Raw genomic sequence first — 20,787 nt, forward strand, 5'->3', positions numbered from 1 at the left:
GTTGAATGGTTGAATGGTTGAATGGTTGAATGGTTGAATGGTTGAATGGTTGAATGGTTGAATGGTTGAATGGTTGAATGGTTGAATGGTTGAATAGCGGAATAGTAGAACGGTAGAAAAGTGGAATCATTTTGAGGGTAAAGCATACTATAAGATTATAAGGAATTTAATGAAATATTATAAAAAAAGGAGGAGAAATGGGGAAGTCAAATAATGATAATAATGAAATACCACAGGAGGGAGAAAAAATTGAGAAGTTTGGTGTTTGGGGAGAAGTTAAGGGAGGAAATACTATAAGAGAGTTTGATATAGCTGATTTAGTGAAAGAAAAGCTTAAAAATAATCCCGTTAAAACGCCTTTTATAGAGCCGGAAAAGAAGAAGAAAGTTGCTATAGAAAGGGAATATGATCATTCAGATACTAAATGTAAAAAGAATTTTTACCTTGGTTTTCCTATAATAAGAATGTTAAATGACTTAAAGATAAAACATCCTAATGTAAATGTGAGAATCAGTAAAATAGTAGAAAGTGCAATAAAGCACTATTATAAATACATTATGGAAGAAGGGGGAACACAAGAGGAGTAGTTTATATAAGCTTGATTAAAATACTCTTAAGATCTTTATAAGAGGAAAGAAACTTATGGTTTAAATTGTGTGCAATCGAATAAAATGATATAATAAGGGCAGATGGAATAAATAAAACTACAGGAAATGAGGAGAAATCATGTCTGAGAAAACAAGTGAAAAATCTTTTTCAAGGAAGAAAAAAGTTTTATTAGTTGTGGGTGTTATTTTAGTAGCCTTTATCATAGGGATTGTAAGATATTTAACATTTTCTCTTCCAGCAGATGAAGAGGCAGTTGCTGCAATGGCATCTAAAAAGGATGTGATTGTAGAGGAGGTAGGCAATACTATTGTATTTAATCCTGTGAATGAAAAGACAAACATAGGTTATATTTATTATCCTGGTGGACAAGTAGACCCTAAAAGTTTTGCTTATGCAGCAGAGAAAATTTCAGAGAGTGGAATTAAGGTAGTGATACAGAAGATGCCTTTCAATTTGGCGTTTTTCGGTAAAGATAGAGCACTTGATGTTATTGATAGTTATCCTGAAATAGATAAGTGGTATATTGGGGGATTTTCGCTAGGTGGAGTTGCTGCAAGTATGGTGGCTTCTGATAATTCAGATAAGTTTGAAGGAATCATTTTATACGCAAGTTATACAACAAAAAAATACTCTTTGGCAAATACTGATTTAAAAGTACTTAGTTTATCAGGAAGCAATGATGGACTAGCTACACCAGAGAAAATTGAAGCAAGGAAAGATTTTTTACCAGCTAGTGCAACATATGTAGAAATACCTGGAGGTAACCACACTCAGATGGCGGTTTATGGTGATGGTAATTTACAAAAAGGTGATAATGAAGCTGGGTTAAGTCGTATGGAGCAGCAGAAGACTATAATAGAAGATACTGTTAAATTTATTAAAAGTTAAAAATAGCAATTAGATTTTAAAAACTTCTGTATTGATATAATATAGGAGTTTTAGTTGTTTTAACAGTATAAATTTACTTATAAATGTGATATAATAAAGGTATATATGGAGGTGGCATTATGAGTGAAAATGAAAGAATTATAGCTAACACAAATGCAACTATGAGTATGGAAAACATGCCACTCATGGAAGAAGATAAAAAAAGAATAAAAGAGTGTTTGGAAGGAAAGATTTCTTTTCAACTAGCTGTTGAAAACTTAGTGAAAAAGTATATGAGTAAACAGGTTATGTAGTATGAGTGATTTATACCATTACGAATATGAGCAAGATGAATTTTATTGTTATCATAAATCACATACATTAAAAAATAAATTAAATATAATTGATGAAGAAAAGTTAAAGCAAGCGGAAAGAGAAATTACAGCTTTAAGAACTGCGCAGTTAATGAAAAATCCTATAAAAGGTAAATTTGACTTTAACCATATAAAGAAAATACATGTATTTCTATTCGGAGATATTTATGAATGGGCTGGTAAAGTTAGAATTGTAAATATATCAAAAGGAAATCAGTTTTGTCTTTGTCAATATATCGATAGCCAGATGGAAGATGTACTTAATAAGTTGAAAAAAGAGAAGTATTTAGAAGGTTTGGATATTGTAAATATGTCTAAAAGGTTATCATATTACTTAGGTGAAATTAATGCAATTCATCCATTTAGAGAAGGAAATGGGAGGACTCAGAGAATGTTTATTCAAGAGCTTTCTGAGTATAATGGATATAGATTAGATTGGTCTAAAATTAAGGACGAAGAGATGTTAGAGGCCAGTGTACAATCCTTTAATTTGAAATATGAATTGATGGAAGAATTAGTATTAAGGGCATTGAGTTCTAAATAGCAATTTAGTTTTAAAGCCACAAACAAAGAATTAGTCTTTGTTTGTGGCTTTTTGCTACCATAACTACAAACATATGTTCTTTTAAAAACAAAAATATATAGATGCACCTGCATCAATCTCTTTTAATCTTCTATATTAAATCTAACTTTTAGTAAAGGAAGAGGAATACTTTCACAACAAGCTATTTGCTCAAGGGTATAGCCAGAATATACGGTTAGTATATCTGAAGGAATTAATAACCTTGCAGCAAAATAATTAGCTTGTTTTTCTAATTTATTAACAGAGTAGAAGGTGTTATTAATTAGAAAAGAAGTATTTGCATTAGGGTGAAAAATTGCATGCCCTAACTCATGACCACAGGTAAATAGTTGTTTTGAATATGATAAATCTTCATTTACATGTATCATTTTTTGTCTAACAAACTTGTTATAATACCCATTTATTAAGCCTAATGGCTCTTTTATAATAATTATATTTTCTCCTTTAGCTATCTCAAAAGGATTATTAGTTTTATATTTTTTTACTAATTTCTCTATCTTATTATCTATATTATCTCTCAATATCCCACACCCCATTTATTTCTTATATTTATTGGGAGTAAATTTATTTTTAGCTATTTGCTTAGCTAATCTCATGGAGTTTTCTAAACTGATTCTAAGTAGTTCTTTAGTTTCTTCGTCAATAGGTTCACCATCGAACATCAATCCTGATTGATCACTTTGAAGTTGTTCTAGAGTTTGACTTAGAGCTTTGCTTATATCTTTTTGATCTTTATTATTTAATTCAGAGGTATAGTTAATATCCTTTTCGTCAGATAAAAGGTAATCAACTGTAATTCCAAAATAGCTTGCTAATTTTATTAATAGTTCTTTACTTGCTCCACGATCATTTCTTTCAATCATTCCTATTGTAGACTGAGATATCTTTAAATCATCAGCCAATTCTTTTTGGGTTAATTTCTTTTTTTGCCTTAAGGCTTTAATTTTATCACCTAACAATTTAATCACCTCTTGTATACATAATAACACTATATGTGATAAAAGCAATAGTATTTTTAAGAAATCTAATGATAAATGGAGAAAAATTACTTTTAATCACTGAAAGTAATTAAAAATAGTACTATTAGTGATTAGGAATATATCACTTTAAGTGATAATATTGTTATATAAAGTAAGAGTGCTCTTAACATAATAAGATTTATAAATAAAGGAGATAGATTATGGAACAAGTAATAAATTATGAGGAATTAATACAAAGGGCTGCTGAACTAGGAGCAAAACAAGCTATTAAAGAATATAAGGCTAAGGAGAGAGAAGAGAAAAAGGGAAAGGTATTTCACAATACACGCTTATTAATGAAGAATTATAATGATTTAAAAAAACATTCGGAGAAGGGAATTGATAGTTTGAAGTTTGCTTTAGATAATGGAGATTATAACGCTTTAAGTGAAGATGAGGTGTATATATTATCAATTAAACAGAGCAAGGCTAAAACTTTAGTTATGATAGCTCATATAGATATAGCGCTGAAAGAGCTAAAGAAAAGACAAAAGTTGGCAGGAACTTCAGAGCAATATAAGGCACTAGAAATGTTTTATATAGATGAAGCTAGTTATACAGATATACAAGACTACTTCAACTGCGGAATAAATACCCCAAGACGTTGGATAAATGAAATGATAAACCAATTAAGTGTTTTGCTATTTGGAGTTGATGGATTGAAGTTAGACATGGTGATGTAGTGGTAAAAAGTTGGAGTTTTAATAGTAATTAAGACAAGCTAAAATGATAGTATGAAGAAATGTATTTAAACATAATAACTAGAAGGGAGCTTAGCTCTTATGATAGGCTAAAATGGACAAGAAGGTTTTTGAACTGATCTTGTCTTTTTTATTACTCAGCTTTGGTTGGATGATAGTAAAAAGCTGGAGTTTTGGTAGTAATTTAAAGATGTTAATATGATAGTATGAAGTAATTGTATTTAACAGTTACTTATAAGACTTAACTACTATTAATATAATCATGTGTGGTTATATGGTGGTAAAAAGTTGGAGTTTTAATAGTATTTTAAAAGAGTTAATATGATATTGTGAAGAAGCTGTATAGTAAATTAAATAATAACAGTAGAGGGACAAGGATAGGATAAAACTATTCATGTCCCTTTCATATTCTCTTGAAAGGGGGTGAGGGAAATGCGGAGATAAATGTATTAAGGAGAGGTGTATTAAAGGAGGTGAACATTGCTTGAAATTTAGTGAAGTGACGTTACAGGATGTTAAAGCATATGCTAGGATTGATTTTGATTATGAGGACAGTATATTAGAGATTATCTTAGAAGCTATGAAAGAGTATATAAAAAATTGTACAGAGCTTTCATATGAGCAAATAGATGAGAAGAGGGACTTAACCCTTGTGTTGTTGGCTTTATGCAATGAGGTATATGATAATAGACAAGTTACTACACAAAAATCAAATATTAATGTTGTGATTAAATCTATATTAAGTAAATACAACATTAATTTGATATAGGAGAAGTTTATGCAGGGGAATAAATTAAATAGAAAAATAGAGATTCAACAATATACAGAAGTTGAAAATGAGCTTTTTCAAATAATAAGGGAATGGAAAACTGTAAAAGAGCCTTGGGCATTGGTTAGATATCTTGGAAGTGAAGTAAAAAAGTTCGAAGAGATAGGTAAAGAAGAACTTCATGTGGATTATGTAATAGTTATTAGGTATAGACCAGGAATAACTACAAATATGAGAGTTAAATACCTAGATAAGATACTTAATATTGATTCCATAATTAATATTGGGGAGCAAAATAAGGAGCTCTGTTTACTTTGTAAGTTCCAAGGGGAGGAGGATTTTAGCGCTTGATTAGTTATGAAAATATATTAAAAGCTATAAATAATCTTCTAAAAGTTAATCTTCCAGAAGTTAATAGAATATCTGATGAAATAATCAGTAGGTTTAAGAAACCTGCTTTTTTTACGCAGTTAAATAGCACATCAGAGAAAGATTTTAATGATTATTTAGAGAAATCAGTAACAATTAATATTATCTATTTTTCAGATGTGGATTCTAATGTAGATAATGTAAAAATGATTGATAAGTTAAACTCTATATTTAAAAATAACCTAGAGATTGGGGACAGAGTTTTAACTATATCAGAAAAAAGATATTCGCTGATTGATAATATCCTTAAGTTTAAGTTTGATTTATATTTCAGTGATACCTGTGAGTTCATTGAGATTGAAGATGTATATATACCCGAAAGCATAATAAATAAGGGGTCAGGGTATAGTGAAGAAAATATAGAAACCCCAAAAGAATTAGAAAGTGAGGTTTAATAATATGGGATTACCAGAAGTAATAATAAATTTTAACAGTAAGGCAAGTAATGTTATTGAAAGAAGTGGGAGAGGAATAGTAGCTTTAGTAATACAAGATTCCACTAAACAAATTGAGAGTGCATCTTATAAGGGATTAGAAGAGGTTAATAAGGAAGACTATACTGCGGAGAATTATGATTATATATCAATGATTTTTAAGGGCGCTCCTAATAAAGTTATAGTAGAGAGAGCTTCAGAAGCCTCTGATTATACTGAGGTATTACAAAGGTTAAAAAGTAAAAGATTTAACTATCTAACTATTCCTAAAATAGTAGAAGGACAAGCTGAGGCAATAGTTTCATGGATAAGAAATTGCAGAAAAAATGATAAGAAAACTTTTAAAGCAGTTTTACCTAATGTAGCAGCTGATTATGAAGGAGTTATAAACTTTTCAACTGATAAAGTAAAAGTTGGAAGTAAGGTATATTCTACAGCAGAGTATTGCCCAAGAATTGCAGGAATATTAGCAGGATTATCTTTAAGCAGAAGTGCTACTTATCTTGTATTAAGTGAAGTTGAAGCTATTGAAGAAAATGAAAATCCTAATGATGCTATAGATGAAGGCAAGCTTATTTTAATAAGTGATGGAGAAAAAATTAAAATAGCAAGAGGAGTTAATAGCTTAGTAACTTTAACTGATGATAAGAGCGAAGACTTTAAAAAGATTAAAATAGTTGAATCTATGGATTTAGTTAAGGATGATATTAGAGAAACTTTTGAAGATTCTTATGTAGGTCAAGTTATTAATGACTATGACAATAAAAGCTTATTTTTAGCTGCAATAAATTCATATTTCAAGGAATTAGAAGGAGATAATATTTTAGATTCTAATTCAGAAAACAAGGCTGATATAAATGTTTCAGCACAAAAGAAATACTTGATTGAAAAGCAAGTTGATGTAACTAATCTAAATGATCAACAAGTTAAAGAATACAATACTGGAAGCAAGGTGTTTGTAACATCTAGTGTCAAATTCGTTGATGCTATGGAAGACTTATACTTTGATATTAATATGTAAGAGGAGGAATTGAAATGGCAAAAATCAGAGGTGGAAATCAAATTAACGGTAGTTGGGGACAAGTATGGTGGGATGGAGAATTAATCCTAGAACTAGATAGTTTTGAGGCTAAGGTTACTGCAAAAAGAGAAGAAGTTAGTATAGGAATGGATGAAGATAGTAAGCTTGTAGGTCTTAAAGGTGAAGGAACTATGAAGGTTAAAAAAGTCTATACTAGAGGAAAGAAAAAGCTTTTAGAGGCATGGAAAAAAGGAGAAGATCCTAGAAGTACTTTAGTAGGAAAGATTCAAGATCCTGATACTGTAGGAAAACAAAGCGAGAGAGTTTCAATAGGTAACGTATGGTTTAGTGAACTTACTCTTTTAACTTTTGAAAAATCTAAAAAAGGTGAAGAAGAATATAAGTTTGGATTCACTCCAAGCGATGCAAGCTTCATGGATACTATACAAGTTATATAAAAATTCAATGTAGATGTCCTAAAAGGGCATCTACAAATATTACATTATTGGAGGAATTTAAATGAGTACAAAAAATAATTCTATGGCAAGTAAAAAATTAAATATAAAGGATCTAATAGCAAACGCTGAAAGATTAAAGAAAAGGAAAGAAGAAACTAAAGAGTTAAGAGTTAAATCACTAGATGGAAATATTGTGATAGGAAAGCCAGATAGACAGCTTATTTTAGAAGCTATGGATATGAAGGATGAAGATGGAGATTTATATCTAGTTTATGAATGTGTACTAGAGCCAAATCTAAAGGATAAAGAACTTCAAGAAGCTTATGGAGTAAATGGATATGAAATAGTAGACGCAATATTTGAGGTTGGAGAAATAAGCTCTATTTCCAAAGAAATAACTAAATTCGCTGGCTATGGAGATAGTGTTGAAGAGATAAAAAACTAATAAAAGGTGATTTAGATTTATACTTTCTACATTATTATGTGCAGAAAGGTTACACTCTAGATTACCTTTTAAATTTATCTCTTTCTGAGAAACTTTTTTATGAAAGCAGCATGAGTTTAGCCTTCGATGAAAAAGTTGAAGAAATAAAAGCAAGAGCACAATTTATCCTTTAAGGAGGTGGTAATTTGGCAGGGATTAGTTATGAAATAGGAGCAATAGTTACCTTAAAAGACATGACAGCTTCAGTGTGGACAAAGCTTCAAAAGCAGCAAGATGATTTTAAGAAAAGTATTAAAGAAACAAAAAAAGATTTAGAAAGTGCGTTTAGTGGGAGTATTTCTATTAAATTAGATACTTCTAGTTTTATGAGCTCTATAAATGAGGTTAAAAACCAGGTTAATAATATACAATCTACAAGTGTTGAAGTAAATGTGCATATAAACAAGAAGGAAGAAGAGGCTCCTAAAGCAAAAAGTAAAACTAGAGAAGAGATTGATGAGAAGAAAAAAGAGTTAAAACAGGCATTAAGTGAAAAGTTTCCTTTTAAAGTTGATAATTCTCCGTTTTTATCCAGTATTAGAGATGCTAAAAAGGAACTTGATAAGTTAAAGCAAGAAAAGATAGAATTAAAGGCTAAAATGAAGTTAGAAAAACAGCAAAGAGATGAACGTAGAAACGAGATTAAATTAGCTTTTAGAGATGATAGTGTTAATAAATCAAAACAAGAAATAACAAAATTTATATCTTCTCTCAAAAATAAGAATTCAAAGCCATCAGTTAAAAATACAGAAGTCAGTGGGAAAGAGAAGATTAAATCTCTAGGGAAAAAAGCAATAACAGCTGTTAAAGAGAATAAACCATATTATATGACATTAGCATTAAAAGATATGGCAAGTCAAAAAATTAAGTTAATAACTGCAAAGCCTAAGGCCATGACAGTAAGTGCTGTAGCGAAAACGGCATCAGCATTATCAGGAGTAAAAGCATTGGCATCTACAGTTAAAAAACCTTTTGTTGCTGCTATAGCAGTTAAGGAACTTGTTACTGGAAAAGTTAAGGAGATTAAGTCTTCTCTTAGTGAACTTGGAAAAAAAGTTTTTAGTCCAGTAATTCAAATTAAAGATAATATTGCAGGAGCTGTTGGAAAAGTTGGTACATTTGCTAAGGGTGCAATAGGTGCTGGGATTCAAGCAGGAAAGGTTCTAGCTGATGTAGGCATTTCTATGATGACAAGTGGTGCTGAATTAGAGCAACAACAGATATTTATGAAACAGGCTATGGGTGAAAATAATAAGGGAAAAAGTGACTCAGAATTATCTAGTATGTCAGCTAACTATATGAAAGATATAAGAGATAGCGGAGCTTCCAATGGATTTCAAAGTAAGGATATTGTACAGGCAGGTACCAAGGCATTGGGAATTGCTGGTGGAGATACTAGTGAAGCGATGAATTTAGTTAAGATGGCACAGGATATGGCAGCATTAAATCCTGGGAAAAGTGCTGAGGATGCTATGGAAGCATTAGAGGAGCTAAAAAGTGGAGGTACATCAAAACTTAAGGACTTTAATATGGATGTATCTGAAGGTGATGCTAAGAATTTGGGACTTAAAGGAGTTATGGATCAAAAACTTAAACCTAAGTTTGCTGGAGGGGCAGAGAAAATGGGTCAAACTGGAACAGGACTTGTTTCAACTATTAAGGAAAAAGTTAAAAATAGAACACAAGATATAGGATTAAATATGCTTGAAAAAATGAAACCTGTACTTTCTGGAATTGTAAAGATATTAGATAGTCCAGGCTTTGCAAATTTCTCTAGTAAATTAGGTGATGGTATAACTTTTGTTTTTGGGAAAATAGGAGAATTTGCAACATTTATTCAAGGAAAAATGCCTCAGATACAAGGTTTTATAGGAGGTGCAATGCAGTTTATAGGTGATAAGTTTAGTTGGATAGGAGAAAAAATGCCATCTTTACAACAAATACTTGAAACAGGATGGAATGTAATAGCCAATGTGTTTACAACGGTACAACCACTAATTGAACCTCTTTTGTCTATCTTAATAAATGGAGTAAGACTGATTTATGAAGGTTTCCAATTAGCTTTCCCTTATATTCAGGAAATTGTAACTAGTGTATGGGAAAATGTTCAACCTATTTTTGAAGCTCTGAGTAATGGATTGAGTTGGGTTGCTGATAAGTTTGGGAAATTGCTTGATTGGATAGGTGGTGGTTCATCTAGTAGTGATAGTGGGTCAAGTGGTGGAGGAAGAAATGTAGATGGTAGCCATGCTAATGGACTTAAGAATGTTCCTTTTGATGGATATATAGCAGAGCTTCATAAAGGCGAGGCAGTTATTCCAGCAAGTCAAAATCCTTATAATTCAAGCACTAGCTATTCAACAGGTGGAAGCGTAGTTTTCACAAAACTTGCAGATCAAATAGTTGTTAGAGAAGAAGCTGATATAGATAGAATAGCAGATAAACTTGTTAAACAACTTCAAAAAACAAGCTTTAATAAAGCTTAAAAGGAGGAGAGTATATGGAATTTTGGTTAATACAAGATAATGAAAAATTATGGTTACCTGTGCCTCCACAAAGTTTTGAAGTTGGTATTGGTAACATGAATGAAACTATAAGTGTTGAGAGCGTAGGAGAAGTTAATCTATTAGGAAAATCCAAGCTTAAAACTATTTCTTTAAGCAGTTATTTTCCTAAGAGAAGATATACTTATTGTCAGTATGAAAATATACCTAAACCTTATGATGCAATAGCTTTGATAGATAAGTTCAGAAAAAATGGTCAAGTAAGAGTTTTAATTACAGAAACTAATATCAACAATGTTTTCTATATAGAGGAATTTACCTATGGTAAAAATGATGAAACTGAAGATGTAATTTTTAATATATCTTTTAAGGAATATAAAAAGGTTACAGTTCCTAAAGTCAGTGTTACTATTACTCCATCAGCACCTCTAAGAGAGGCACCTAAACCTACTTCTATTACCTATACTGTAAAATCCGGAGATACTCTTTGGGGTATAGCTAAAAAATATTATGGAAATGGAGCTAGGTATCCAGAAATAGCTAGTAGAAATAACATTAAAAATCCCAATCTCATATATCCAGGGCAGGTGTTTCAGTTATGATTGAGGTACATTGTTTATATAAGGACTCTAGCAGTTATTTTAAAAGTAATATAACTGAACTTGTACAGGATATTTCAATTAGTGGAAGCAAAGGAGAAGCTGCTAGAAAGGCAGAGATAACTCTTCTTCATAGTATTTTTGATAAAAATCACGACAATGTTCCACTAAATCCTGGGGCTAAGATATGGATAGTTTTAGATGGAAAAGAGGTATTTAGAGGGATAGTTTGGGAAAGAGAGATTAATTCAAGTAAGCAATTAACTATAACTGCTTATGACTATTTGATATATCTTCTTAAGAGCTCAGTTACCTATAACTTTCAAAATATATTAGTTGAAGATGGAGTAAAAAAGATAATAGCAGATTTAGGAATACCCTATAAAAATATAGAAGCTACAGGAGTAAGAGTTGATAGGCTTATTCAAGATGCAACAGCTTATGATGCAATTATGGAGCTTTACACTCAAGCCTCAAAAGTGAATGGATATCAATATATGCCTATATGTGAAGGTACCGAGGTATCTGTAATGAAGAAGGGGACAGTTTTGTCTGATTATTTACTTGTAACTAGAGACAGCTTTAAATCTGAGACAAATGAAGGTAATATCATAAATACTAGCTATAAAGACAGCATGGAGAATATGGTAAATGTAGTTAAGATATATGGAGATGAAGGCAGTTATATTGATAAGGTTGAGGATAGCAGTTTATTTGAATATTATGGAGTAGTTCAAAAGGTTTATCAAAAGGAAGAAGATAAAAATCCTATAACTGTAGCTAAAAACATGCTTCATGGTATAGATAATGAACTTACTGTAGAGGCTTTAGGAAATTGGAGTTGCAGAACTGGTTATGCTGTGGCTACTGAGATATTCTATATAGATAACTTAAAGAAGGGGATTTTATATATTGATGGTGATTCACACACTTGGGATGTAGGAACTAATAAATATACAATGACCCTCAATTTAAGTTACAAAAACGAAATGGATTCAAGAGAGGAATAAAATGATGAAAAATCCTTATAGTGAAATGATAGATTTAATGAGAGTGCAAGGAGCAAGTTATAACCCTCCTAGCATAAAAATAGGAACTATGCTTTCATCAAATGTCCTTAAAGTTGGAGATCTTCAGGTTAATAAAAGAAATTTACTGATTAATGAGTATTGGGTAAGTAAGTTAAGTACTGGCGATAGTGTTGCAGTATTATCTACAGATGACAGACAAAAATTTATTATACTTTGTAAGGTGGTGTAATATGAGTATATTTCCAAGTAACACAATAAATATTGATGATGTGGTAGCAGATTCAATTAGTAATATAAATAAAGAACTGCCCATGTTTAGAGAGTATGCCTATGATTTTATAGAAAATAAGTTTGTAACTATAGATGGAAGAAATATAGTTATGGAAGGCAATGAGGCTCTTAAAATATGGGTATATAAAAACTTAAAGACTCCACGTTTTAGGTATCAAGCTTATACGTGGAATTATGGACATGAACTTGAAGGTTTAATAGGAACAAGTCTTAGTAAAGCGGCTATTGAAAGTGAGGCTAAAAGATATATTGAAGAGTGCTTATTAATAAACCCTTATATCTTATCTATAGAGGATTTAAATATAAATATAGATGGGGATAGGGTGGAGGTTGGCTTTACAATAAACACTATTTATGGGGAGGTGGATATAGTTGTATCTTGAGGATAGTGAGATTATAAAAAGCAGAATGCTGGAGAAAGTATCTAATGATCTAAATAAATCAGAGGGTACTTTTCTTTATGACTCAATTTCACCTATAGCAGAAGAAATAGCACAAAGTAAACTTCAGTTAGATGAAGTTTTGAAAAGGGTATTTGCAACTACTGCAGCTGAAAATGGTTATTCAGAGGAACTTGAAAAAAGGGCAGCAGAGTATGCAATATATAGAAAAGAAGGAAATAAGGCAAGTGGAAAAGTTAAGTTTTATGGAAGTGAAGGTGCCTTAATACCTAAAGGAACAATAGTACAAACAGAAGGAACTCTTCAATATAGGACATTAGAGGAAATAAGCATAATTAATAAGGAAGCTTCAGTAGGGGTAGAAGCCCTGAATATAGGAACAAAATACAACGTTCAAAGTAATCTTATTAAAGAACTTCCTATACAAATCTTAGGGATAACCTCAGTAATAAATGAAGAGGGGATATCAGGAGGAACTGAGGTAGAAAGTGATGAGGAGCTACTTAACAGATTGTTGCTTAGACAAAGAACTCCAGGAACTTCTGGTAATGCCAATCATTATAAATTATGGGCAACAGAAATAGCAGGAATAGGAGATGCAAAGGTATTTCCTTTATGGAATGGAGCAGGATCAGTAAAGGTGGTGGTGGTTGATTCAAATAAGCATAAACCTAATGAGACTTTGCTTAATGAAGTAAAAAACAATATTGAAATCAATAGACCAATAGGAGCAGATGTAACAGTTGTAGGAGCTTCAGAAAAGCAAATAAATATAACTGCAAAGGTAGTTTTATCAAACAATTATGCAATTTCTCAGATCCAATCAAGGTTTTATTACTTGTTAGAAGATTATTTTAAAGAAATAGCATTTTCATCAAGTTATATAAGCTTTGCAAAGATAGGTAATATTTTATTATCAACACCAGGGGTTTTGGATTACTCAGAATTAAAGGTAAATAATTTAACAATTAATGTAGGGTTACAAGAAGAAGAAATTCCTATTGTTGGAGCCTTGGAACTGGGGGTGTAATATGTATCCAGAGAAGATTGATAGCTTTGTAGAAAAGTTAAATAAATTGGACAACAACACCTATGTAATTGAGGAAGAGGTCAAACCTATAAGCGGAGTGTATGAAGGGGAGCTTAAACATGACAATATAAGCAATTCAAGCTTAAGGGTTTATACGGGAAGCAAGTTGACAGGAGATAAAATAGAAAACTTTATCCTATCAACCCCAAGTAATACTCCTTGGAAAAAGTCTATAAAGGTATTTTCAAACAGTCAAAAGGTGTATATAACCTATGAAACTCAAGGAGATACAGTTGAGGCAGAGGATATAAATATACTTCAAGAAAGCATAGTAAATACCCAAATAGAAATTGATAGATACAAGACTTCAAATGATAATGAAGTTCTTAATTTAAAGAATAGAGCAACTTCTTTAGAGAATGGAAAAGCTGCTAAGACCTATGTTGATACAGAATTAGCTAAGAAAATGGACAAAACATCGGCCTACACCAAAACTGAAACAGATCAAAGAATTCAAAACGTTGTAGGAGCTGCACCAGCAGCTTTAGATACTTTAAAGGAACTAGCAGATGCCCTTGGAAATGACGCTAACTTTGCAGGAACAATGACTAGTGCTTTATCTAATAAAGTGGATAAAGTATCAGGAAAACAACTGTCAACAGAGGATTATACAACAACTGAAAAAAGTAAATTAGCAGGAATAGCAGCAAGTGCAAATAACTATGTACATCCAAGCACACACGCCGCAACAGTAATTGTAGAAGATTCAACTCATAGATTTGCTACAGACACGGAGAAAGCTAACTGGAATGATGCCAATAGTAAAAAACACATCCATTCAAACAAATCTATAATAGATGCAATAACTCAAACACTTATTGATACATGGAACAGTGCTTATAGTCATATTTCAGACGTAGTAAAACACATAACAGATGACGAAAGAACTTTATGGAATACTGTAGTTAACAAAGTGGATAAGGTTGAAGGAAAGCAACTTAGTACTGAGGATTACACAACTACTGAAAAAAGTAAATTAGCAGGAATAGCAGCAAGTGCAAATAACTATGTGCATCCAAGTACCCATGCAGCAACAGTAATTGTAGAAGATTCATCTCATAGATTTGCTACAGATACAGAAAAAGCAAACTGGAATGATGCAAATAGTAAAAAGCACACACATTCAAACAAATCTATAATAGATGCAATAACTCAAACACTTATTGATACATGGAACAGTGCTTATAGTCATATTTCAGACGTAGTAAAACACATAACTGATGACGAAAGAACTCTGTGGAATACTGTAGTTAACAAAGTTGATAAAGAAACAGGAAAAGTATTATCTACAAATGACTTTACCTCAGCATATAAAAGCAAGGTAGATGGAATAACTACAGGTGCAACTAAGGTGGAAAGTAGCTCTACTAATGGAAATATAAAAATAAATAGCACTGAAAAAACTGTATATACTCATCCTGCAAATCATGATGATAGATATTATACAGAGAGTGAAGCTGACACTAGATTTGCTATAAAAGCAGATTTAGATACAGTGTATATTAGAAAAGGTGTAGTAACCTGGAATGATTTAAAGGGGGTGTAGTTTTTGTATGGTGATAATGTTTATGGATTATTTAATTATGGAAAAGAAACTACCCTAACAGAGGATGAAATTAACTCCAATAAACCTAAACTCTTAGAATATTTACCTCACTTTTTAAGAGGTGTTTTGGAGTTTAAAGAATGGGACAACGTTTCAGGTTATGAAATATCTAAACTTAATTTAGATATAAAAGACATAATAGCTCAATGTTTTATAGACACTGCGACCTGGGGACTAAACCTATGGGAAGGGCAAATAGGAGTATCAACTGATATAAATAAGTCCTATGAAGAAAGAAGAGAAATAATAAAAGCCAGACTTAGAGGAAGTGGAACTGTAACTAAAAAGATGATAAAAGAAACAGCAGAAGCTTTTAGTGGAGGACAGGTTGATATAATCGAACACACTGAAAGCTATTCTTTTACAGTTAGATTTGTTGGTGTAAAAGGTATTCCTAAAAATATGGCAGCCTTTATAGAAATGATAAATACCATTAAGCCTGCACATTTAGATTATGATATAAAGTACACTTATACAGTTTGGAATGATATAAAGTCAAAAGCTTGGAGCAATCTAAGTAATAAAACTTGGAACGAATTAAAAGTTTATGAATAGGAGGAAGAATATTTGAAAACTACAACTAATTATGGATTTAAGCAACCAGAAGGAACAGACATAGTAAATATAGATGATATTTCAGATAACTTTGGAAGCGTAGATACAGAAATTAAAAAAGCAAATGACAAAGTAATAGCTCATGAAGGAAAAGGAGGAAGTGTTCATGCTGATGTAACAACAACGAATTCTGGTTTTATGAGTGCAGCAGACAAGACAAAACTTAATGGAATAGCAACTGGAGCACAAACAAATCAAAATGCAGTACAAAGTATACAAGTAGTAACTCCAACTGGTACGGTAGTAGGAACTGCAACAGCAGCAAATACTACAGATACTATCCAATTAAAGGAAGGGAATAATATAGATATAGCTGTTAGTGGGAAAGTGGTAACCGTTAATAATACCTATAGTTACACTCATCCAACTGGAGATGGAAATTTACATGTACCAACAACTGGAACAAGCAATAATGGTAAAGTGCTAAAAGCTGGCTCCACTGCGGGTAGTTTAGCATGGGGAACTTTAACTCCTACAGATGTTGGAGCTTTACCGACATCACATGAAGGACAAGGGGGAACTGTACACGCAGATGTAACAACAACAGTGTCAGGATTTATGAGTGCGGCTGATAAGACAAAACTTAATGGAATAGCTGCTGGTGCCCAAACAAATCAAAATGCAGTACAAAGCATACAGGCAGTAACTTCATCAGGAACTGCTATAGGAACAGCAACAGCAGCAAGTGCTACAGATACAATTCAATTAAAAGAAGGAAATAATATAGACATAGCTGTGAGTGGTAAAACATTAACACTAAACAACACTTATAGTTATACTCATCCAACAAGTGATGGAAATTTACATGTACCAGCAACAGGAACAAGTAATAGTGGGAAAGTACTAAAAGCTGGATCGACTGCAGGTAGTTTAGCATGGGGTACATTAACTTCTACTGACGTAGGACTTTCAAATGTAACAAATGATTCCCAAGTAAAAAGAAGTGAGATGGGAGTAGCCAATGGAGTATCAACTTTAGATGCTAATGGGGTGAATAAACAACCACCAATTTCTCATGCAAGTGCTGGAACATCTTATGGAGTAGCTGATACTAGTAATTATGGACACGTAAAAATTGGTAATGGAATAGCTGTTTCTAGTGGTACTATAAGTGTAGACGTAGGAGACGGAGTAGTATTGTCTGGCACTTCACCTAATCAAAAGTTGTTAGCTGATGTAGGTACGGGATTAACGCTTGAAGGTACATCACCTAATAAAAAGATAGCACTTTCAAATAGTGGAGTTACAGCTGGAACCTATGAGAAGGTAACAGTTGATGCAATGGGAAGAGTTACTTCAGGAAGTGATCTTATAGCTAGTGATATACCGAATCTTCCATGGAGTAAAATAACATCAGGGAAGCCTACCACTTTAGATGGATATGGAATAACTGATGGAGTATCAGCATCACATATTGGAAGTGTAGGAAATTCTCATGGAGTTGCAACAACTAATACTAATGGATTTATGAGCGTAACGGACAAAAGTAAATTAGATGGAATTGAAGCTGGGGCCAATAAATACATTCATCCAAGTATACATCCTGCTAGTATGATTACCCAAGATTCCTACAATAGATTTGTTAGTGACTCTGAGAAAAATACATGGAATAACAAAGCCGATAAGTCATATGTAACTAATGCTGTAAGCTCTGGTAATTTTACTATGACAAATGGATGGAAAGCTTACTCTTATACACCTGGATACTTTAAAGATGTAATGGGAGTAGTACACTTACTAGGTGATTGTCAAGGAGGCGCAACAGGAGCAGCTTTTACTCTCCCTAGTGGATGTTATCCAGGATATAACACCTATGTAACTGGAGCAGATTACGCTACAACAAATGCAGTAACTATATTTATAGCATGGGATGGAAAAGTAACATTAAATTCCGGTAAAATTTATAGTTTGCATGGTATATCATTTAAGGTATAAAGAGGGAAGGTGAGAGCATGTTAGTAAGAAAAATAGATAAAAATGGTTTCTTTATTGTAGATGTTATAGTTGACAAGTTAGAAAGAAATACAGATGAACTAATTTTAGAGGAATGTCCAGGGGGATTTTATAAGCCACGTTGGAATGGAGCAGAATGGATAGAAGGCATTATAGAAGATGAGATAAGAGATATAAAGAATGTGGAGAAGAAACTCTCACAAACTGATTTAGTTATGTTAGCCCTAGCAGACCTAGACACCCAAAGGCAACAAGATAAACTAGACACTCAACTAGCAATTGCAGAGTTAACTAGCACACTTATGGGAGGTGAGTAATTTGGTTAAACTTTACGTTGATTTAATACAAGCTGGATTATGGACAATAGATAAGGTTCCAACAGTATGGAAAGAAAAAGTACAAGAAGAACTTAATAAATAACAGCAAAGAGCACAAGTAAGCTCTTTTTTTATTACCAAAGGAAGGTTAAGACTATTTTTATAGAAACTTACCTTCCTTATTATTAATACAACTAAATTTTTATATAAGGAGTGAAGTGATGGAGAGTGAAATAGTTAAATATATAATAACTCAAGGCGTGTTTTGTGTTTTATTTGTATGGCTTCTAATGGACACAAGAAAAGATTCAAAGGAAAGAGAGAGCAAGTATCAACAAACAATAGATAAGCTTGCTAGTTCACTAGGAACTATTGAAGAAATAAAAGAAGATATAGATGATATTAAAGAAATAATTTTAAAATAATTTGAAAAGGAGGTTTACAAATGAAAGAAATAAAAGGTTTATTACAAGTGAAGAAGATAATAGCCTTATTACTAACAATAGTGTTTTGCATTTTAAGTATTAAGCAGAAAGTTAGTTCACAAGAATTTCTCACAGTGTTTAGCCTGGTTATTGCATTTTATTTTGGACAATCTACGGCGAGACAATCATCTAAAAATGGATAGCTTTTATGCCAGAAATTAAAAGGGGGGAATGTAAATGTTAAAAGGAATAGATATATCAAATCATCAGCCAAGTATAGATTTTAATGCCTTGAAAAATTCATTACAAGTAGTAATAATGAAGGCTACCGAGGGAACCACATACTTAGATCCAAAGCTAGAATCTCATTATCAAGGGGCTAAGGCAGCAGGTTTTCCAGTAGGATTTTATCACTTTATGAGTGAAAAAACTTCACCTTCAGAACAAGCTACATTTTTTTATAATGCTATTAAAGATAAGCAGTATGAAATAGCGCCAGTACTAGACATAGAAACTAACTCACAAAATAGAACTGCATATCAAATAACTGACAGATGTTTAGAATTTTTAGCTAGGTTTAAAGAATTATCAGGATTAGATTGTATTATTTATACTGGAGGATATTTTGGTAGAGATAATTTGGATAGTAGAATCAAAGCATATAAAGCTTGGATAGCTCATTATGGAGTAAATTCTCCAATGGAAACAGGATTTAATAATGTAGTGGGACATCAGTATACTTCTAGCGGAAGCGTATATGGAATTAATGGAAATGTAGATCTTAATAATTTTACAGAGGGTATGTATATCAATAGGAATATAGAAATACCCAAGGAAGATACGAAAACTCAACAAGTTGAAAACAAATATGGAATAGTAACGGCATCGGTACTTAATGTTAGAGATGGAGCAGGTATTAATTATAGTGTTATAGGGCAATTAAAAAATGGTTCTAGAATTAGGTTAGGGCCCAAGGTTGGAAGTTGGTATAATATATACTTTGGAAATCATGGTGGATGGGTATCCTCAGAGTATGTAACCCTAGAAGGTTCTCAAATAGTAGAGGCAATTCCTCAAAAAAGTGGAGCTTACGGAGAAGTAACAGCATCAGTACTTAATGTCAGAGGTGGAGCGGGTACAAATTATAAAATAATAGGACAACTCCAAAATGGCGAAATAGTAAGACTTGATGTCAAGTTAGGTAATTGGTGGAGCATTTACTATGGGGATCATGGTGGTTTTGTTAGTGCAGATTATATACAAATATTATAAAGTATAAAGCTCCTGCATCTAAGGATACAGGAGCAAATTTCATTGGAAAGGAGGTGACAAGAATTATTGCCTAGTTAATTCTCTCACAGTTTAGGATATTCATATAAGGGGAATTTTGTTACAAGTTCGGAATTAATTTTAAAATAAAATCTTTTTTGTAGAAGAATGAATAATAAAAGGGCAGAAAAGTAGACTACCCTATGGTTGAATGGTTGAATGGTTGAATGGTTGCACTAATATTCGGTAGGCGTCCTTTCAGCGCCAGTCTAATCCTTTATGTTAGTAAAAGGAATTGAGAAGAAACTCCTACAGGGCAGAAGTGCACTACTAACCGGTAGAAGCGGTTCTCAGCTTCAGTCTAATCCTTTTATATTGAATAGAAAGGAATTTAATGGAGCTTGAGAAGAAGCTCCTACAGAATATAGGTGCGTAATGTCACAATATAAATCAAGGTACTCTTTTAAAATAGGATGTTGCTTCCTCACCGTCTGGATAAACAATTAAAAGTGAGAAGTTGTCTTTATCACTGAATTCATAGGAGTTTCCTTCAGTAGTAGCAGATCCTATTTTAAGTATATTATCTTCAAAGGTATAGGATGTGGAAGCTTCGCCTTCTTCATTTTGAATTATTACTATGTTATCATTTTGAAAAGTAACATATAGGTTATCATCAGGATAGAAATTACTAAGATCAGTATCACCTGATAGTCTCCACTTTCCAAGAAAAGGATTGTTGTTTATTTTACTTAAATGCAGTTTAAAAATTAGCCTATCAATAAACTTGTATTGAGAATTAAGATAGCTAGTTCCTAAGAAAATAAATATAATAGAAATTATTAAAGCCAAAATCAGAGTTCGTGTATTTTTCATAAGTCCCCCATATAATACATAATTTGATATATCTATATGTTTTCATACTTATGTTTAAATGTCAA

At 32.1% G+C, this 20,787-nt stretch carries 29 protein-coding genes; 26 read left to right on the top strand and 3 right to left on the bottom strand.

Annotated elements, in window-relative coordinates:
• The first annotated feature begins 197 nt into the window (after positions 1–197).
• The 4 genes from BUA92_RS21085 to BUA92_RS21095 all read left to right on the top strand — a co-directional run bounded on the left by BUA92_RS21085 (position 198) and on the right by BUA92_RS21095 (position 2,394).
• Positions 198–587 (top strand): hypothetical protein, encoded by a 390-nt coding sequence (locus BUA92_RS21085; protein ID WP_073022626.1) that lies wholly within the window; start codon positions 198–200, stop codon positions 585–587.
• 139 nt (positions 588–726) lie between these two features.
• Entirely contained in the window at positions 727–1,497 is a 771-nt protein-coding gene (locus BUA92_RS21090) for an alpha/beta hydrolase (protein WP_073022627.1), read from the top strand.
• Positions 1,498–1,616: 119 nt separating this feature from the next.
• A complete protein-coding gene (locus BUA92_RS23425; protein ID WP_175550941.1) occupies positions 1,617–1,790 on the top strand; it encodes a hypothetical protein in 174 nt (57 codons plus the stop codon).
• 1 nt (position 1,791) lies between these two features.
• Entirely contained in the window at positions 1,792–2,394 is a 603-nt protein-coding gene (locus BUA92_RS21095; RefSeq protein ID WP_073022628.1) for a Fic/DOC family protein, read from the top strand.
• Between the two features lie 122 nt (positions 2,395–2,516).
• Here the strand turns inward: BUA92_RS21095 and BUA92_RS21100 are convergent, their stop codons facing one another.
• The gene (locus tag BUA92_RS21100; RefSeq protein WP_021800378.1) at positions 2,517–2,954 is read right to left on the bottom strand and encodes an ImmA/IrrE family metallo-endopeptidase; all 438 of its coding nucleotides are present in this window, start codon (positions 2,952–2,954) and stop codon (positions 2,517–2,519) included.
• A 15-nt stretch (positions 2,955–2,969) separates the two neighbouring features.
• A complete protein-coding gene (locus BUA92_RS21105; protein WP_021800379.1) occupies positions 2,970–3,392 on the bottom strand; it encodes a helix-turn-helix domain-containing protein in 423 nt (140 codons plus the stop codon).
• Positions 3,393–3,613: 221 nt separating this feature from the next.
• Between BUA92_RS21105 and BUA92_RS21110 the strand changes: the two genes are divergently transcribed.
• From BUA92_RS21110 to BUA92_RS23650, 22 genes are all read left to right on the top strand, one after another.
• The gene (locus tag BUA92_RS21110; protein ID WP_073022629.1) at positions 3,614–4,135 is read left to right on the top strand and encodes a hypothetical protein; all 522 of its coding nucleotides are present in this window, start codon (positions 3,614–3,616) and stop codon (positions 4,133–4,135) included.
• Between the two features lie 502 nt (positions 4,136–4,637).
• Complete coding sequence (locus BUA92_RS21115) at positions 4,638–4,922, top strand: head-tail connector protein (RefSeq protein ID WP_073022630.1); 285 nt, start codon at positions 4,638–4,640, stop codon at positions 4,920–4,922.
• A 9-nt stretch (positions 4,923–4,931) separates the two neighbouring features.
• Positions 4,932–5,273, top strand: coding sequence for a phage head closure protein (locus BUA92_RS21120; protein ID WP_073022631.1), 342 nt, complete (start codon positions 4,932–4,934; stop codon positions 5,271–5,273).
• Positions 5,270–5,746, top strand: a complete 477-nt coding sequence (locus BUA92_RS21125) for a phage tail terminator family protein (protein WP_073022632.1) — start codon at positions 5,270–5,272, stop codon at positions 5,744–5,746. The genes BUA92_RS21120 and BUA92_RS21125 overlap by 4 nt, the downstream gene beginning before the upstream one ends.
• 4 nt (positions 5,747–5,750) lie before the next feature.
• A complete protein-coding gene (locus tag BUA92_RS21130) occupies positions 5,751–6,806 on the top strand; it encodes a phage tail sheath C-terminal domain-containing protein (protein WP_073022633.1) in 1,056 nt (351 codons plus the stop codon).
• 14 nt (positions 6,807–6,820) lie between these two features.
• Complete coding sequence (locus BUA92_RS21135) at positions 6,821–7,264, top strand: phage tail tube protein (protein WP_073022634.1); 444 nt, start codon at positions 6,821–6,823, stop codon at positions 7,262–7,264.
• A gap of 61 nt (positions 7,265–7,325) precedes the next feature.
• The gene (locus BUA92_RS21140; RefSeq protein ID WP_021800386.1) at positions 7,326–7,709 is read left to right on the top strand and encodes a phage tail assembly chaperone; all 384 of its coding nucleotides are present in this window, start codon (positions 7,326–7,328) and stop codon (positions 7,707–7,709) included.
• Between the two features lie 38 nt (positions 7,710–7,747).
• A complete protein-coding gene (locus tag BUA92_RS23785; RefSeq protein ID WP_278335155.1) occupies positions 7,748–7,882 on the top strand; it encodes a hypothetical protein in 135 nt (44 codons plus the stop codon).
• 12 nt (positions 7,883–7,894) lie between these two features.
• Complete coding sequence (locus tag BUA92_RS21145; RefSeq protein ID WP_073022635.1) at positions 7,895–10,234, top strand: hypothetical protein; 2,340 nt, start codon at positions 7,895–7,897, stop codon at positions 10,232–10,234.
• 14 nt (positions 10,235–10,248) lie between these two features.
• Positions 10,249–10,854, top strand: coding sequence for a LysM peptidoglycan-binding domain-containing protein (locus BUA92_RS21150; protein ID WP_073022636.1), 606 nt, complete (start codon positions 10,249–10,251; stop codon positions 10,852–10,854).
• Positions 10,851–11,861 carry an XkdQ/YqbQ family protein gene (locus tag BUA92_RS21155; RefSeq protein WP_073022637.1) on the top strand — a complete coding sequence of 337 codons (1,011 nt, stop codon included), beginning with the start codon at positions 10,851–10,853 and terminating at the stop codon, positions 11,859–11,861. The genes BUA92_RS21150 and BUA92_RS21155 overlap by 4 nt, the downstream gene beginning before the upstream one ends.
• A gap of 1 nt (position 11,862) precedes the next feature.
• Complete coding sequence (locus tag BUA92_RS21160) at positions 11,863–12,111, top strand: hypothetical protein (protein ID WP_073022638.1); 249 nt, start codon at positions 11,863–11,865, stop codon at positions 12,109–12,111.
• A 1-nt stretch (position 12,112) separates the two neighbouring features.
• On the top strand, positions 12,113–12,556 hold the full coding sequence (locus BUA92_RS21165; RefSeq protein ID WP_073022639.1) for a DUF2634 domain-containing protein: 444 nt from the start codon (positions 12,113–12,115) through the stop codon (positions 12,554–12,556).
• Positions 12,546–13,604, top strand: coding sequence for a baseplate J/gp47 family protein (locus BUA92_RS21170; protein ID WP_083553621.1), 1,059 nt, complete (start codon positions 12,546–12,548; stop codon positions 13,602–13,604). Before BUA92_RS21165 ends, BUA92_RS21170 begins: the two co-directional genes overlap by 11 nt.
• Before the next feature lies 1 nt (position 13,605).
• A complete protein-coding gene (locus tag BUA92_RS21175) occupies positions 13,606–15,210 on the top strand; it encodes a hypothetical protein (protein WP_073022640.1) in 1,605 nt (534 codons plus the stop codon).
• 3 nt (positions 15,211–15,213) lie between these two features.
• On the top strand, positions 15,214–15,825 hold the full coding sequence (locus BUA92_RS21180; RefSeq protein ID WP_073022641.1) for a YmfQ family protein: 612 nt from the start codon (positions 15,214–15,216) through the stop codon (positions 15,823–15,825).
• Between the two features lie 12 nt (positions 15,826–15,837).
• Positions 15,838–17,820 (top strand): serine-rich family protein, encoded by a 1,983-nt coding sequence (locus BUA92_RS21185; protein ID WP_073022642.1) that lies wholly within the window; start codon positions 15,838–15,840, stop codon positions 17,818–17,820.
• A gap of 17 nt (positions 17,821–17,837) precedes the next feature.
• Positions 17,838–18,155, top strand: a complete 318-nt coding sequence (locus BUA92_RS21190) for a hypothetical protein (RefSeq protein WP_073022643.1) — start codon at positions 17,838–17,840, stop codon at positions 18,153–18,155.
• Position 18,156: 1 nt separating this feature from the next.
• A complete protein-coding gene (locus BUA92_RS23790) occupies positions 18,157–18,258 on the top strand; it encodes a CD1375 family protein (RefSeq protein WP_278335156.1) in 102 nt (33 codons plus the stop codon).
• Positions 18,259–18,376: 118 nt separating this feature from the next.
• On the top strand, positions 18,377–18,580 hold the full coding sequence (locus tag BUA92_RS21195) for a BhlA/UviB family holin-like peptide (RefSeq protein WP_073022644.1): 204 nt from the start codon (positions 18,377–18,379) through the stop codon (positions 18,578–18,580).
• A gap of 20 nt (positions 18,581–18,600) precedes the next feature.
• On the top strand, positions 18,601–18,783 hold the full coding sequence (locus BUA92_RS21200; protein WP_073022645.1) for a hypothetical protein: 183 nt from the start codon (positions 18,601–18,603) through the stop codon (positions 18,781–18,783).
• Positions 18,784–18,817: 34 nt separating this feature from the next.
• A complete protein-coding gene (locus tag BUA92_RS23650; protein ID WP_073022646.1) occupies positions 18,818–19,852 on the top strand; it encodes a GH25 family lysozyme in 1,035 nt (344 codons plus the stop codon).
• Between the two features lie 447 nt (positions 19,853–20,299).
• Here BUA92_RS23650 and BUA92_RS21210 read toward each other — a convergent pair whose 3' ends face one another.
• Positions 20,300–20,722 carry a hypothetical protein gene (locus tag BUA92_RS21210; RefSeq protein ID WP_073022647.1) on the bottom strand — a complete coding sequence of 141 codons (423 nt, stop codon included), beginning with the start codon at positions 20,720–20,722 and terminating at the stop codon, positions 20,300–20,302.
• Positions 20,723–20,787 lie beyond the last annotated feature (65 nt).

The sequence above is a fragment of the Clostridium intestinale DSM 6191 genome (genome assembly GCF_900130055.1).
Lineage (GTDB): Bacteria > Bacillota > Clostridia > Clostridiales > Clostridiaceae > Clostridium_T > Clostridium_T intestinale.